This window comes from Oleidesulfovibrio alaskensis DSM 16109 (assembly GCF_000482745.1).
GTDB lineage: Bacteria > Desulfobacterota > Desulfovibrionia > Desulfovibrionales > Desulfovibrionaceae > Oleidesulfovibrio > Oleidesulfovibrio alaskensis.
Window position 1 is genome coordinate 66,298 of record NZ_AXWQ01000014.1, and the last position, 14,888, is coordinate 81,185.

Genomic DNA, 14,888 nt, shown 5'->3' on the forward strand with positions numbered 1-14,888 from the left:
ATGCTGTCCGTATTCAGAACCGTGGACCCAGAAGTTCACGCAGCGCGGGGCGCACGGCCTCCTGCCGGGAAAAATCCAGCGCTGCAAATTCGCGCATCAGAGCTCCGCGGGCGGCCTCCACTGTGGCTGCGGAACCGTGGCGCATCAGATAGCCTGTGAGTTCCTGCAGAATCATGGGTGCGCATTCGCAGTGCATAATGCCCGCATCCACCAGATTCATGCGGGCGTTGTCTGCCTGTGTGCCGTTGTAGCAGCGTATGCACAGAGCCGGTATGACACCGTAATCGCGCAGCAGTCTGCGTATGGTGGTGTCCAGCATGGCGCATGCACCGCCCAGACGCTGCCGCATGTCGCCGTGGCGTATTGCCGCCGCATGGTCGTATGTTTGCGTGGCGATAAAGGTTGCCCCCATGTCCACCAGTGTTCCTTCACCGCCTTCGGGCGGCGTGGAAGGAACGGATATGATACACTCCGGCGCGGCCAGAGTCAGTATGGCGGTTATGCGCGCCAGAACGCTTATGCCGTTTTTTACACCGGCATGGTCTGCAGGGGGTGTGGTTTCAAGGTGCAGCGTGCGGGCGCCGTGCCCGAATATGTTTTTCAGGCTGCGATGCTGTGAGAGCAGGCACAGGGCTTCATATTCCGGTCGGGGCGATGCCAGCCGGATACCCAGCGTGATGCGGCGCGCACCGGCTGCCATGTATGTGTGGGGCTGCAGCAGCGCACTGTCAAAACTTTCATGCGGAACGGTGTTCAGTGTCTGGTATGTGGGGCGGTGGTAAGAAAGCTGCATGTGCACAAGGCGCGGCAGCCCGCCGGCGGCCAGTTCCACTGCCTGCCGTGCGGTAAACGCCCGTGCGCGTATCCGCAGCAGCGGCAGAGTGCCTGCGGGGCACCGGCCTGCCAGTCTGTTTTGCAGCGCCAGCAGGGTGCGGGTTGTCACCGAGTCGTCGGGCAGATGCAGCGTGACTATGGTATGCCCGCATGCGGCCAGAGACGCCACAGCCTGCGTCATGGAATCTATCCATGAGGCTCCGGTGCTGTGCCGCCCCGCACCGGTACCTATGCCCGGGCAGCGCACGGGCACGTGCACAAAAACACGGTTACCGGTAAGCGCCCAGCGTGTACTGCGCGCCAGATCAATTATGCTGTCCAGATGATGCGCCTTGTGCGCCGCCAGCAGTACCGCGGTCTGTTCCAGCGTAAGTCCGCGCATGGCGGATGCGGCGTCAAGCGCCTCTTCCGTCTCGCTGTCGGGCACTGTGCGTCTGTTCAGCAGGGCTTTGATGTGCGCGGGGTTAAAGCTTGACTGCATGGCTCTGTTCCGTCGGGGTTTTCGGGTGTACGCCGTTGTGCTAACAGCCGGCGGAGTTTTTGAAAAGAAAAACCCGCCGGGCTCCTGCCCTTTGACAATCTTTGCTTCTGTGATTACTCCCAACGCTCAATACTATTAAGGAGAGATAAGACATGTTCACGTTTACTCCCGCAGGCGTCTGCGCAAAACAGATGCAGTTTGATATTGATGCCGGAGGAAAGCTGGCCGATGTGCGTTTTACCGGCGGCTGTCCCGGCAACCTTGAAGCCATTTCGCGTCTGCTGGAAGGAATGGAAGCCGGCGAGGCTGTTTCCCGCCTGACAGGCATCACCTGCGGTAAAAAGCCCACGTCCTGCCCTGACCAGCTGGCACGGGCCGTGCGCAAGGTGCTCGACGGTGAAGGCGACTCCATGCGTGCGCGTCCCGCCGGTGCAGCCTCTCTCGGTTTCGGGCTGGGCAATCCCTTTGCCTGATATAGCAACACGCTGCCCGGGCAGTGCACAATGAGGACGCGGCCGGTTCTCCGGCCGCTTTCACATGATGAGGACACAGGTATGAAAGAGGCATTTCTGCGGGTGTGGCGGGGTGAAGAGACTCTGTTTATCACTTTCTGGCTGTGGCTGGTGCTGGGGGGGCTGATAGTTTCGTTGCCGCAGACCATGCTGATGCTGACCGGATACAGCTTTCCGGCAGATGCCTACTGGCAGGCATACGGATTTTGTGTGTATCGTGCCGCTGTGCTGGCGTTTCAGTTTGCCGTGGCCGTGGGACTGTGGCGCGCGGCATCACCGCAGGGCGTGCCGTGGCCCGACAAGGCCTGGCGTCTGGGGGCGCGGGTGGTCGCGCTGGCCACTGCGGGGGGCGTTGTGGGTGCAGGGGCGGTGCAGACCGCCGCAAACATTATCGGTATAACTCTTTCGCTGGCCGGCTGACGGCAGCCCGTATTGACGCTTTGACCCGGGGGGCTTACATACCGGGTAAGTGCGGCTTTGCCGCGAGTGAGTATAATCAGCCTGAGATCATAACGGGAGACCTTGTCATGATGCATAAAACCGTTGTCCGCCCGGCCCGCAGGCAGGGCGTTGCGGCAGTTGTTTTTGTGCTGTTGCTGGCAATGTTCGGAGCAGGTTGCTCCAGCCAGAGCGGCAGTGTGTATTCCACCAGCCAGGCGCGCGTGGTGCACCGTGTAGAATACGGTACCGTAACGGCGGTGCGTCAGGTGCAGATTCAGGGCGAACAGTCCGGACTGGGCGTGCTGGGAGGTGCAGTAGTGGGCGGCGTGCTGGGCAGCACCATGGGTGCCAGCACCGGACGCACGCTGGCCATACTGGGCGGTTCGCTGGCCGGAGCCGCTGCCGGTGCCGCGGGTGAACAGGCCCTCAAGGACAAAAACGGTCTGGAACTGACGGTGAAAATGGAAGACGGCTCCACCGTTTCCATCGTGCAGGAAGCAGATGAATATTTCGCCGCGGGTGACCGCGTGCGTGTGCTTACGGCCGGTGACGGTTCCGCCCGTGTGAGACATTAACCGTTTTGCGGACGTTGCGCAGGGTGTATTACGGGTTACCGGTACACTGCATGCGGCAGGGCCGTCAGGGCCATCAGAGCCATCAGAACCATCAGAGCTATTAGAGCTATCAGAACCATCAGGGCCGGAAGATATCTTCCGGCCCTTTCTGTGTTTGAATTCCGGCGTGTTTTTTTCTGCGGTGCGACGCGGCGCTGTTGCGGCTTGACAGATCCGTTTTGCTTCCATAGGTGATATTGAAATTCTTTATCGCAATAGCGGCACAGCAGGACACGTCACGGGGGGGTATCTGTGACGCGGCCGCACGGCTTGCCGTAACAGTCGGGAGCAGGTGGATGGAGCAGGAATCCGCAGCGTTGGCATTGGGCATCGCAGGGCAGGCGACGCGTGAAGGCAGCAGAACAGAGGCGGCAGACAGCGGCCTTTTGTTTACAAGGGGTGATGCAGGCTGCGGCGATGTGCGTCTGACAGTGCATCAGCTGGCGGAATCATTGGGCAATGCCATTGATGCGCGCGACCCGCATACTCACAGTCATTCGGACGAAGTGGCGGAAACGGCCCGTGTCACTGCGCTGGCTATGGGATGTTCTTTTGAACAGGCAGAAATGCTGCACATAGCAGGCCATCTGCATGATATCGGAAAAATAGGAATTCCTGACAATATCCTGCGCAAGGCAAGCCCGCTGGACGATGAAGAGTGGGAAATCATGCGCAGCCACCCCCTGATAGGGGCCAATATCATAAGGCCTGTGGCCTTGCTGGCGGAAAGCGGCGGGGTGGTGGACGTGGTGTTGCATCATCATGAACGCTGGGACGGTAAAGGGTATCCGCACGGGCTGGCCGGAAGGGATATTCCGCTGGGAGCCCGCATCATTGCCGTGGCCGACACACTTTCGGCCATGCTGCAGACACGTCCGTACAGAGAAGGTCGCAGCTTTGGCGCCGCCGTGGCCGAGATTGTACGCTGCTCCGGCAGTCAGTTTGATCCTGCCGTGGTCGAAGCCTTTGTGGCTTCGCTGGACCGCGTGAAGCATGCGTGGCCGGCAGGGGGGCAAGCGCCTGCTTTTATGCCGCCGCGATAAGGCCGGTACATGACGACAACGTGCCGGTGCCGCCTTACGGCGGCTTTTTTTTATGCGCGGGCTGGCCTATAGTAACGCGGTGTCTGTTCTGCAACCGGGAGCCGCCGTGTCGCCGCCTTTGGTCCGTCCTGTTTATTCTTCCGTTATTCTTGCGGCGTGGCTTGCTGTCTGTCTGGGGGCCATTGCCGGCTGCATGGCGTCGCCGTCCGGCGGGGCCGCCGTATCCCTTTCTGCGGACATGTTTGTGCCGCAGCACGCCGCACCGGAAGGCTGCTCTGCCGGAGATGATGCAACCGGCGCGGCAGTAAGCCGTGCTGCTGATTTCGACGCGCTGGTGACGCGGGTTTTTGCTGCTGCCCTGCGGGGTGCAGATCCTTTGCCCGTGTCCTCCGTATATCTGGATGAGCCGTCCGCGCCGGTACAGGGCCGTCCGTTGTCTGCGCAAGAGCGGCGGATATACTCCGCGGTGTACGGCGCTGCGGGCTCCGCTGCGCAACTGGTCAGGCTGCTGCCGCCTGAATACCGCAGTGTCGAGCTGTCTTCGGCGCTGTACGCCCGTACGGGCGGAGTACTCCGGCGTGTTGCCGCGGGTTTCGGCGGTCCGCCGGTTGACGGCGGAGTTCTTTCTGCCGCTGCCGCTGCTGAATTGCTGGATGAAGCTGCCGCAAACACACGGCGCCTTGTGCGTCTTACCCGCCATGCCTTCGTGCCGGGCGGCAGTGCTGCAGACAGGCTGTTTGCCGGAATGGTACGCCGGTATGGTCTGCGCACGTTGCTGCATATCAGCCTGCAGCGCCGGATTGCGTCTCTGCTGGCGGCAAATGCCGCTGATATCCGTCTGGCTGACGGTGTGTTTGTCGCGGTCGGGCAGGCAGCATCCGGCGATGCTGTTTTGCTGCACGAATTACAGCAGCGCCTTTTTGCTGTTGACGGAATGCTTGGCGCTTTGCGGCTGCGTCTTATGCGCGAACCGGAACGCTGGATGCAGGATGCGGATCCCGGAATCCCTTTGCGTCTGTGGAGAACAGGGCGCGAGGTGCGCCGCCTTGTGAACGGTTCACCTTATGCGGCAGAAGCGTTGAATCTGGCGTTCCGCGCATTGTCTTCCGCAGCGGCGGCACGGCGTGAGGCACCCGCAAGGCTGGCGGCTGAATTGCGGCAGTCCATGCAGACGGCGCCGCAGAAGGTGAAACTGCTGGCTCCGCGTTTTCGCGCCGCTCTGCGTACTGCCGGCCGTCAGGAGCAACAGGCCTTGGAAGAGCTGCGCACGCTTATGGAAAGCTGGCCGGTTTCTCGGGCACTTGCCCGCGCCCTGTCTGCGTTGCTGGAAATTTTGCAGCAGGAGCAGCAGGTTGCTGCCGTGTTGAATACAGAGCTGCCGGAGGTGGCGGCCTATACGGCGGAGCATGCGGTACAGGCCGTGCTGGCGGCAAAGGCGTGGCAGGAAGCGGGCAGCGCCGTGCCCCGCGGTCTGGCTGATGTCGTAGCGCACGGCAACGAGCTGCTGTGGTGCATACGCGAAGAGGAACGCGACAGAAATGTGGCGGCACAGGAGCGCCACAGGCTGCTGCAGACGGTGCTGCGTGATGCTCTGGAGCATGGCAGCGGCCCTGTGTGATGCCGTGTGCGGCAAAAAGCGGCGGTATGTGGCGGCAGAAACTGGCGGAACCGCAATATGTTGCGGTTCCGCGTAAACTATGGTCCCGAAGCCGCCTTTTTGCATCCGTGACGGAGTGTGGGGGCGTATCAGGCCCGGCCGGACGGCGGCGGGGCAAACCACCGGCGTATGGCCTCCGGATCGGCCCTGTAGGTGCCGTCAGTGCAGCGCCGGGCAGGAAAGTTGTCGTTGCGTATCCATCGCTTGACTGTTTTCTCTCCCGCTCCCACCGCGTTGCATATGGCAGTCAGCCCCACCAGCACCAGCGGACGGGCCGGTTCGCCGTGGGGTGCATACTGCGGAATATATCCGTATGGTGGGGGCAGGAAGGTAGCTGCCCCGTACAGCTGGTTTGCAGGGGGGGCGGCTGCGCCGTGACAAAGGTGGTGCGTATTCTCTGCCGCCTGTGCTTCGTACGGGTCTGTTGCCGTGCGGATTTCCGATTCTGGCCACATTAGTGCGTGTTCCCCCTTACCACGGCAATGCCGTGGCCTTGCCGGTTATGGTTGCCGGTGTCAAAATGAAACCAGTTCATTCCCTCAAAGGCCTCTATGCGTCTGATGGCGCGGAACTCCTCGTCGTCCGGCCGCAAAAGCAGATCGTGGCGGACCTCCTGAGGCGTGGCGTCGCGGAACAGGCAGTCGAAGGCCCGCCCGTATTTGTGCTGCGACAGTGCCGCACCGGTGGCGCAGTCCCACGGGCGCCAGCCCGAAAGTGTGCGGTTGCCTCCGGCATGCCATGTATTGACCGTTACAGGCCCGTAGCGGCGGCGCAGCAGGTCCAGCGTGCGCAGCGCGTCCATATCAAAAAGCATGAGCAGGTTGCGGCGCACAGCGGCGCGGGGGTGGGCAGCCATCTGCGGAGGTACCAGTTCTTCAATACGGAAGTGGCGGGGGGTGTAGCAACGCATGGCGGCTCCTAATGCAGCGAGGCAGCTGCAGGGTGCAGGCAGAAGGGTTGCCGGAAAAGAGCCTGTTGCCCGCACGGAGCCTCATCTTTGTTTTCTGTGGAAACCAGCTGCACGGCAAAAGCCCTGATCAGTGACCCCGCCTGCTGCCCGCAGAGAGAGAACAGCTCACCTTCAATGTGGACGACACTGCCCGGAGTGAGCATGCTCATGCACCAGTCGCCCAGTTTGCCGGGCGCAAACACGGTGTGCGCGGCGTGCAGTCCGTCCTGCGCTGTGCTTATTTTCAGAGCGGTCACAGCCCCGCATCCCAATTCCCGTTCCTGACGTCTTCTGGGCCACACGATTACGGTGCCCAGCAAAAAAACTCTGTTCACAATAGCCATTTTCTTCCCCGGTTGCATGATGTTGTCGGATGATACTGACGGTGCAGCGTGCGGAATAATTGTGCGGGGCGGCAACCTGCATGCTGCAGGGTGGTGTTTGCCGGCCGGTTCGGCGGGGCGCGCGGCCCTGCCTGTATCCGTACGGGGCAGCGTCAGTCCGGCCGGCGGCCGGTCTGGTCATGGTGCCGCTTAGCTCCGGCATCATGCCGCGGTAGAGCTTTGCGGAGCGGGCTTACTGCGGATTTCACCTTTCCTTTTCGTGTGCGTCTGCGCCCGCGTGCGGACCGCTCTTTCCGCAGGTGCGCGGCAGACGCGGTGCGGGCAGCCCTGCGGCAGCCCGCTAAAATCCCAGCCCCATGTCGGGCATGCGGTACAGGTCCTTGCCGTAGCGGTCGGGCTGCACGTCGCCCGAAGCCCACGGATCTTCAAACAGCCCGTATCCTCTCGTGGCGGCCTGCTGCAGGTCATTGTCGCGTCTGCAGCGGGCAGAGCAGAACCGTTCCTTGTTGCTGGCAGGAGAAAATGCCCGGCCGCATTGTGCACATGTGCGCTTTTCTCCCTTACGAGCCCGAGCAGCCTGTGCGTGAGCGCCGCACGAGCGCGAGCAGTACATCTGACCGGCGTGGGTGGGGCGGACAGACTTGCCGCACCATGCGCAGGCGATTTCTCTGGGCACTGTACGCGCGGCGTCGGAACAGCGGCGCGAGCAGTACTTGCCTCTTCCTGCACGTATTCTGGCCTGCGGCACGGAAAATTCCTTGCCGCAGTGCCGGCAGGTTACAACCGGCATGGGCTGCCTCCTTCAAAAAAACGGTTGCAGTCGTCAAATGCCTTGCGGCATGCGGTTTCCGTTGCGGGCGTGCGCGCGCATTCATGCTCGAACACGGCATAATACAGGCGCAGCAACCGGCTGTGTTCTCCCTGCTCTATCTGTACCATGGGTTCGGTGTTGCACCGGGACCGTGTATCCATGCATCCGGCGCACAGCATCATGCCTTCACGCAGTTTGCGCACAGAAACATGAAACGGTCTGCCGCATTGCGCGCAGCGTACGCAGGTCATGGTCTGGTAAGGATTGGTAGTCATCATTGTCCCTCTGAAGTCTTGTGGCGGGGGCCCCTGTGTTTCTGTCTTTCCGCAGGACCCTGCCGTTTTGTGCCGGCGCATGGTGTTATGTGCGGGCACGCCGTCATGTGTGAACAGATATTTCATAAAGTGCACAGAATCGTCAAGTGAGTTTCGCACATTGACGTCAAGGCACTTTACATTTCCACAAAATGTGGTATAAACACACCCATGAAAGCCACGGATTTTTCTGAATCGGAACTGCGTATGCAGGAGTATGTGGAGCACGCCATAAGCAGGCTGGGCGGTGTGCGTGAAGTCGCCGTTGCCGCCGGTGTGAGCCGCCGGACCGTATATGCATGGAAAAACGGTGAGCGGTTTCCCAGCCGGAGCAATCTGAACCGCCTTTCCGGTGTGCTCATGCGCTGTGCTCCGTCCGAATCTCCCGTGCCGGAATTTCCTGCCGCCGATGGCCGTGAATCTGCTGCCGGTCTGGGTGTGCACGAAAACGACGGCACGGAGTATGGCCGCAGGGCCGCCTTTGGCGCCACGGGCGCGGCTGCGCATGCGGTGCATCCGTTGCACGATTTTTCCGATATGCCTGACCTGCGCGGAGTGCTGGACGAGTTTGTCTTTGTGTCCAAGGCAGATGCGCGGCCCAGTGCCGGGGGCGGGTCTTTGCAGACAGGGGCCGAGAACGTCGAGCGCCATGCCTTCCGGCTTGACTGGCTGCTCAGCAAAACGCACGACACATCATCGCTGCGGCTTATGGAAGTCATGGGAAGGTCCATGGAACCGACGCTGCACAACGGCGATGATGTACTTGTCAATGAAGGCGACACATATCTTGTGGAAGATAAAGTGTATGTTGTCCGTGTGCAGGACGAAATTTATATCAAACGGTTTGCCCGTACTCCGGGCAGGCTGCTTTTCCGCGGTGATAACCGCGACCTTGCCTATCAGGACATCGAAATTGACCCGCAGGACGTTTCCTGTGACTGGACGGTCATCGGCCGCGTGATATGGGCAGGCAAGGAGTTGTAGTGCGCAGGCACGCATAGGTTTTTTTGCGGTCTTTTTCTGCCGTCACCGCGTTCCGCTCCTTCCCGCACAAAGGAAGTGTCCCGCGGGCTGGTTTGCCGGTATCTCTGGAAGGCATTGCACTTTTTGTGCGATGCTTTTTTTGTTTGGATAACTGTGCACATCGGGTGTGCACACCGGCTGCGAACAGGAGGATTTATGGGGCATGTGCAGGCAGACTGCGACGGAATGAAAGAAGGGGGATTGCCAGCGGCGGATGCGCTGTATGGAGCGTACAGGCGGGGCCGTGGCGGGGAATGGCTTGTGCTGGGAGGCTGGCCGGACGGCTCGCGTGAAGAATGGACCGAACAGGCGCGGGCGCAGGCGCTGCGGACGGCAGAGGATATGGCTGCGGAAACAGGGCGCCCCGTGCTGGTTTACAGGCTTTATCATACGGAATACCCCGTGTCATACCCGCAGGGGTGATGATACGGGGGCTGTAGGCAGCAGGCGGAAGCCCCGTGTGACATTGCCGTCCGCGGGTTTCGTTGCGGCGCAGAACAGAAGCGCGCATGCGGTACTATATTTTGCTGCGGAGCTGCGCATTTTCAGCGGACTGGTGGCGGGGATTGAAAGACTGGTCTGCGCAGTGTTCCGGAACCTGCATGTTTTGCGGTGCCGTTGTGATGGCTTTTGTTTACACCGGCTGTCTGCGTGTGCTTCTGCTGGTTATGACAGAACAGAACACCTCCGGCTGTACTCCGCCGTTGTCAGTGTCTGTCCGGCTGCAGGGGCGGCGGAAGGGGCGTTATGCAGGTGTTGACCGGCGGCGGGCCGGGGCGCAGAAACAGCCGGGGCTTTCCGGCGCGGGCTGCAGACTGTCTGTTGTACAGAATGAGCCGTCGCGGGCCGGAAATTGCTGACAGGCGGATGCCGGTCAGCGGGTGTATCCGGCAGTGCTGACTGCGGGGGCTGTGTTACCGGTGACGACCGTGCGCACATGGCCGGACGTGGAACCGGTTGTGGCGGCGGGAAGATGCAGGGGGCGTGCCGCCATGAACGCGGCGATGGCCAGAAACAGGGCGGCAGCTGCCACAGGCAGGCGGCGCAGGCAGAATTGTATGGTTTTCATGAAGCAACGTCTGAAGCCCGGCAGCACATCTGCGTGCGGGTGCCGGTTTTTGTTATACGCCCGCGCGGAATGCGGCGGGTCTGATAGTCAGGGAAGAGTGGGTGTCTGCCACATTATGCAGCGTGAGGCAAGCTCTCTTTCAGGCGGCAGGCCGCGGCGGTGTGCGCGGCGGAGTACGGCAGACCGCGGGGTTCAGGGAATATGCTGCGCGGCGGCTGCGGAGCGCATGCGCTTGCAGTAGTCGGTTTTCCGTATGCGCTCCAGTTCGCCTTCCTGTTCAAGCTGTTGTGCGGCGGTGCGCATGCGCCGGCGCAAATGTTCGGGCACAGCGTCCGATGCGGCCAGATACCAGTCCGCATTACTGACAAAAGGCAGCGGAATGCGTTTGGTATGTTTCGGAATACCGCAGCGGCCTCCGATATCAAGATAGCCGTGTATTCTGCCTCCGCGCAGTTTCTTTCTGTTCAGGCCGAATCCTGCGACAGGCTCGAAATGTCCTGCGAACAGCAGATCTCCGGCAAGGGCCTCATTCAGTTCCGGCCCGTAGAACACTCCTTCCTGATAGCCCCAGATGCGGTTTCCGGCGGTCAGGTCGGCCAGACTGGCAGGTGAAAACGGCGGAGCGTCTTTGTCCATCATGAGCACGGTTCCCAGAGAAACCGTCCTGAACAGCAGGTGGTAATGCGCATGGCTGTTCCGGGTGTCGGGAAGCGAAGGGATAAGGCCGACCAAACCGCGTTCCGCGTGGTACAGATTGCGCCGCCAGTTAGTCTGGATGACAGGCACAAGCGTAATGTCCGCGCGTCCGGCAACGGCTCTGGCTATGTCCATCTCGATACCTGTCCAGTTGCCGTCTGTATCTTCATACACATACGGCGGATATTCTCCTACTAGTATGGAAATAAAAGCCCGTCCGTCCGTCTCGCGATAGGCTTGCAGGCCTTTTCCGGCCGTGACGGTGCGTGTTGCCGGTGTTTCCTGAGCATGCAGGCCGGCGGCAGGGAATACAAACAGAACAGCTATGAGTGCGTGCAGTATTTTGGTTATCAATGGATTATGGATAAAAATGGTATGTCCGGTAATACCGGTGTTGTGAGTGCGGATGGCATTGCACGATAATACTGTGTCTCCGGCAGATACTGCCGTACATTATTTCATACAGTTTGTTAAGCCCCGCGGCCCCATTGCTCCGCTGATGGTATAAGGCACATGGAATAACCATTGGTTCCGGATGGAAAGAACTGCGCGGCAGGGAATATAGTGTGCGGAACTGCAGAATGCGTTGTACGCGGGTGCAGGAAGACAGGCGCATTGCGGATGTGCTGAACCTGCTTGTATTTGTCTCTGCGATGCGTAATAGTGGAAGAAGTATATTTTTACGTCTCCACTGCTAACCTCGGGGAGCCTTCGGATGGTGGATGATTCTTTGTATGCTTTGCGCAAGCTGATTGTGCCCGAAGTGGTCTTCGGTGCCGGAGCGCTCCGTCTGGTGGGTCAGTATGCCGTCAACTTCAACCTGACGCACTGCCTTGTGGTTACCGATGCCGGTGTGGCGTCGGCGGGATGGAGCGGCAGCGTAGTGGATGCTTTGCAGGCTCACGGAGTCAGTTCCACTGTATTCAGCGATATTTCCGCCAATCCCCGCGATACCGAGGTGCGCCAAGGGGTTGCCGTGTACCGCGCGGCAGGGTGTGACGGCATTGTGGCTGTGGGCGGCGGCAGCCCCATGGACTGCGCCAAAGGGATAGGACTGATGGTTTCCGGCGGCAGAGACGTGCTGGAATACGAAGGCGTGGATAAAGTTGAGGTGCCCGCGCCGCCGCTCATCTGTATTCCCACCACGGCGGGCACCAGTGCCGATGTATCTCAGTTCGCCATTATCAATGACGCGCGACGCAGGTTGAAAATAGCCATTGTCAGCAAATCCGCTGTGCCTGATCTGGCGCTTGTCGATCCTTCCACCACTCTTTCCATGCCGCCGCGGCTCACCGCATCCACCGGCCTTGATGCCTTGTGCCATGCGGTGGAGGCCTATTGTTCCACGGTAAGCTCGCCCATGACTGATCTTTTTGCATTGCGCGCCATGCGGCTTATCGGTGCCAATCTGCAGAACGTGCTCGACAACCCGCAGGACATGGCCGCGCGGGAAAATATGATGCTGGCATCCATGTATGCGGGGTTTGCATTTTCCAATGCCATACTGGGGGCGGTTCACGCCATGGCGCACGGTCTGGGGGGGCTGCTGGACATGCCGCACGGAGAGTGCAATGCCATTCTGATGCCCCATGTGGTGCGGGCAAACTGTCAGGTTGTTCCCGCCCGCTGCGCCGATATTGCGCAGGAACTGGGGTTTGCCGGTGCGCCGTCCGGTGCGGATGCACTGGGTGATTTTTTACATGACAGGCTGCTCGATATGCGGCGCAGGGCCGGAGTGACGGCAACGCTGGGCACCATGGGCATGAAGCGTGAAGATATCCCCTCGCTGGCACGCAATGCCATGCACGATGCCTGCATGCTGACCAACCCCCGCAGGTTTACGCTGCAGGAAGTGGAAGCATTGTATCTGGAAGCGTTTTGAAAATGAAATCAAGGGTGCGGCATGATGCAGGATTCCACAAAAAAACAGCCCGATCTTCCGCCGGACAGTCAGGGGGGTGAGCACCCGCTCCGTGCCGGACAGGCTATTTCTTCCGGAGCGGCAGATGCAGCGTCCGGAGGGTCTTCTGCGCCGCAGGAAGACCTGCAGTACCGTGATGCGGTGAGCAGCCTGATAGGGTTGGGCGAAAAGTCGCTGCGCAAGAGTTATTATCCTGAACTGAGGCGCAAGATTGCTGAGCTGGATGTGTTCCGGCGCATGGTTGACCACGCCAGCGATGCCATGCTGCTGCTGCGGACAGGCCCGCCTCTTGCCGTCACGCATCTGAATTCTGCCGCGCGCCGTCTGCTGGGGCCGGGACCGGAGGAGGGCGGCAGCATTGATCTGGCGGCGCAGCTGGGCCCCCGTGTGGAAGCCGCGTTGCTGGCAAGCAGCAAGGGGGGGCGTTCCAAACGCCTGACGCTGCATGTGCAGCAGGCGGACGGAGCCGAACTGGTGCTCGAAGCCTCGTTTTCGCCCATGCCTTCGGCGGAGGGCGATCCGGGGCAGGTAATCATGGTGGCCCGTGATGTGACAGCGGGGTTCAGGGCCGAACGTTCGCTGCGCGAGAGCGAGGAACGCTTCCGCGTGGTCTTTGAGCAGTCCATGCAGCATGTGGTTGTTCTTTCTCCCGAAGGTCTTATCCTGCGCGCCAACCAGAGTCTGCTTTCCGAATTTGCCATTTCTTTTGACGACCTGCGCGGCCAGCGTCTGAGTGATGCTCCGTGGCTGCGCAATATGCCGGAAATGGCGCGCAATGCCGAATCGGATGTAAGCAGTGCATCGGCGGGTGTCAGCGTGCGCCGGCTGTATCCTGTACGGCTGCCATCGGGGCAGCTGTTTTTCGACTGTTCTTTCAAACCGGTGCGTGACGATGCCGGACGTATTATCCATGTGGTTGTGGAGGCACGCGATATTACCGCGCTGCTGGAGGCAGAGAATGAATCGCGCATGCTGCGCGGGCTGCTGACCAATGTGGTGGATTCCATGCCTTCGGTGCTGGCTGCGGTTGATGCCGCGGGCAGGGTCATCCAGTGGAACAGAGAGGCCGAACGGCTGACCGGAACATCTGCACGCGAGGCCATGGGCCGTCCGGTGGAGGCCATGCTGCCGCATGTGGCTTCGCTGCGTTCGATGGTGCGCTACAGCATGGCCGAACAGCGCCCCATGGCCGAGTCTAAGGTGCCGCGGACGCTGCCCGGCGGAAGGGTCGTTTATGAGGATGTGACAGTGTATCCGTTGTCCACGGGACATGATCAGGGCGCTGTCATCCGCATTGACGATGTTTCGGACAAAGTGCTGATGGAACAGACCATGGTGCAGGCGGAAAAGATGCTTTCCGTCGGCGGTCTTGCTGCAGGTATGGCTCACGAAATCAACAACCCTCTGGGTGCTGTTGTGCAGGGGCTGCAAAATGTGTTTCGCCGTCTTGATCCTGCGGTTGACCGTAACAGCACTGTGGCGGCCGCGCTGGGGTGCGATCTGCATGCCATGGATGCATACATGCGCGAGCGGAAAATATACCGTATTCTTGAAGGAATGCGTGAAGCCTCCATGCGGGCGGCAGATATTGTCCGCAATATGCTCACCTTTTCCCGCAAGTCGGATATGTCGCGCTCTTCGTGCGATCTGCACGCCATGATGGACAGTGTCATTTCACTGGCAGAAGCTGACTACGATCTGAAAAAACATTACGACTTCAAAAGAATAAAGCTGGTCCGGCTGTACGAGCCCGTACCGCTTATCGCCTGTAATAAAACAGAGGTGGAGCAGGTGCTGCTGAACCTGCTGCGTAATGCGGCCCAGTCGTTTTATGCCGTGGGCACCATTGCCGGTTCCGGTACAAAACGGGTGCTGTTGTGCCATGAACCGGTGATAACGGTGCGGATACGTAAAGCGGAGCGCTACGTGTATGTGGACGTGGAGGATAACGGACCGGGTATGCCGGAAGATGTGACCCTGCGCGTGTTCGAGCCGTTTTTCACAACCAAGGCACCGGGCGCGGGCACGGGGCTGGGGTTGTCCGTTTCTTATTTTATCATCACCCGAAATCATAAAGGCACCATGACGGTGACATCGGCGCCGGGCAGAGGCAGCTGTTTTACCGTGGGGCTGCCGCATAACGGCAGCACGCCGGAGTGAATTGAGCGGTCCGTCACCG

The 14,888-nt window shown here is 60.4% G+C and carries 17 protein-coding genes; 9 read left to right on the forward strand and 8 right to left on the reverse strand.

The genetic code is table 11. From position 1 onward, the window contains the following. Positions 1-13: 13 nt before the first annotated feature. The gene (locus H586_RS0109470; RefSeq protein WP_027181903.1) at positions 14-1,315 is read right to left on the reverse strand and encodes a hypothetical protein; all 1,302 of its coding nucleotides are present in this window, start codon (positions 1,313-1,315) and stop codon (positions 14-16) included. Between the two features lie 152 nt (positions 1,316-1,467). Here H586_RS0109470 and H586_RS0109475 point away from each other — a divergent pair, with 152 nt between their 5' ends. From H586_RS0109475 to H586_RS0109500, 5 genes are all read left to right on the forward strand, one after another. Then, complete coding sequence (locus tag H586_RS0109475; protein WP_011367171.1) at positions 1,468-1,788, forward strand: TIGR03905 family TSCPD domain-containing protein; 321 nt, start codon at positions 1,468-1,470, stop codon at positions 1,786-1,788. An 81-nt stretch (positions 1,789-1,869) separates the two neighbouring features. Then, a complete protein-coding gene (locus H586_RS0109480) occupies positions 1,870-2,247 on the forward strand; it encodes a hypothetical protein (protein ID WP_011367172.1) in 378 nt (125 codons plus the stop codon). Positions 2,248-2,354: 107 nt separating this feature from the next. Beyond that, positions 2,355-2,843: an outer membrane lipoprotein gene (locus H586_RS0109485; RefSeq protein WP_081701812.1), complete on the forward strand. Its 489-nt coding sequence runs from the start codon at positions 2,355-2,357 to the stop codon at positions 2,841-2,843. 335 nt (positions 2,844-3,178) lie between these two features. Next, entirely contained in the window at positions 3,179-3,925 is a 747-nt protein-coding gene (locus H586_RS0109495) for an HD-GYP domain-containing protein (RefSeq protein WP_027181905.1), read from the forward strand. Between the two features lie 106 nt (positions 3,926-4,031). Next, positions 4,032-5,543: a hypothetical protein gene (locus tag H586_RS0109500; protein WP_155891372.1), complete on the forward strand. Its 1,512-nt coding sequence runs from the start codon at positions 4,032-4,034 to the stop codon at positions 5,541-5,543. A gap of 128 nt (positions 5,544-5,671) precedes the next feature. Here the strand turns inward: H586_RS0109500 and H586_RS20960 are convergent, their stop codons facing one another. The 5 genes from H586_RS20960 to H586_RS18820 form a co-directional block, all read right to left on the reverse strand. Beyond that, entirely contained in the window at positions 5,672-6,037 is a 366-nt protein-coding gene (locus H586_RS20960; RefSeq protein WP_011367176.1) for a hypothetical protein, read from the reverse strand. Continuing rightward, positions 6,037-6,492: a hypothetical protein gene (locus H586_RS18815; RefSeq protein WP_051363962.1), complete on the reverse strand. Its 456-nt coding sequence runs from the start codon at positions 6,490-6,492 to the stop codon at positions 6,037-6,039. The genes H586_RS20960 and H586_RS18815 overlap by 1 nt, the downstream gene beginning before the upstream one ends. A gap of 8 nt (positions 6,493-6,500) precedes the next feature. Continuing rightward, positions 6,501-6,875: a hypothetical protein gene (locus tag H586_RS0109515; protein ID WP_027181907.1), complete on the reverse strand. Its 375-nt coding sequence runs from the start codon at positions 6,873-6,875 to the stop codon at positions 6,501-6,503. A gap of 340 nt (positions 6,876-7,215) precedes the next feature. Next, a complete protein-coding gene (locus H586_RS0109520; protein ID WP_011367179.1) occupies positions 7,216-7,665 on the reverse strand; it encodes a hypothetical protein in 450 nt (149 codons plus the stop codon). Continuing rightward, complete coding sequence (locus H586_RS18820; RefSeq protein ID WP_148204115.1) at positions 7,653-7,964, reverse strand: hypothetical protein; 312 nt, start codon at positions 7,962-7,964, stop codon at positions 7,653-7,655. The genes H586_RS0109520 and H586_RS18820 overlap by 13 nt, the downstream gene beginning before the upstream one ends. Positions 7,965-8,171: 207 nt before the next feature. Between H586_RS18820 and H586_RS0109530 the strand changes: the two genes are divergently transcribed. Both H586_RS0109530 and H586_RS0109535 read left to right on the forward strand, forming a co-directional pair. Further along, positions 8,172-8,984 carry an XRE family transcriptional regulator gene (locus tag H586_RS0109530; RefSeq protein ID WP_027181908.1) on the forward strand — a complete coding sequence of 271 codons (813 nt, stop codon included), beginning with the start codon at positions 8,172-8,174 and terminating at the stop codon, positions 8,982-8,984. Between the two features lie 195 nt (positions 8,985-9,179). After that, positions 9,180-9,446: a hypothetical protein gene (locus H586_RS0109535; protein WP_027181909.1), complete on the forward strand. Its 267-nt coding sequence runs from the start codon at positions 9,180-9,182 to the stop codon at positions 9,444-9,446. Positions 9,447-9,897: 451 nt separating this feature from the next. On the opposite strand, the gene H586_RS0109550 is transcribed toward H586_RS0109535, so the two are convergent. Both H586_RS0109550 and H586_RS0109555 read right to left on the reverse strand, forming a co-directional pair. Continuing rightward, complete coding sequence (locus H586_RS0109550; RefSeq protein WP_027181911.1) at positions 9,898-10,092, reverse strand: hypothetical protein; 195 nt, start codon at positions 10,090-10,092, stop codon at positions 9,898-9,900. A gap of 192 nt (positions 10,093-10,284) precedes the next feature. After that, positions 10,285-11,142, reverse strand: a complete 858-nt coding sequence (locus H586_RS0109555; RefSeq protein ID WP_027181912.1) for a transporter substrate-binding domain-containing protein — start codon at positions 11,140-11,142, stop codon at positions 10,285-10,287. A 361-nt stretch (positions 11,143-11,503) separates the two neighbouring features. Here H586_RS0109555 and ercA point away from each other — a divergent pair, with 361 nt between their 5' ends. Continuing rightward, positions 11,504-12,670 carry an alcohol dehydrogenase-like regulatory protein ErcA gene (gene ercA, locus H586_RS0109560; RefSeq protein WP_027181913.1) on the forward strand — a complete coding sequence of 389 codons (1,167 nt, stop codon included), beginning with the start codon at positions 11,504-11,506 and terminating at the stop codon, positions 12,668-12,670. Positions 12,671-12,691: 21 nt separating this feature from the next. Then, the gene (locus H586_RS20080; RefSeq protein WP_051363963.1) at positions 12,692-14,869 is read left to right on the forward strand and encodes a PAS domain-containing sensor histidine kinase; all 2,178 of its coding nucleotides are present in this window, start codon (positions 12,692-12,694) and stop codon (positions 14,867-14,869) included. Positions 14,870-14,888: the final 19 nt, after the last annotated feature.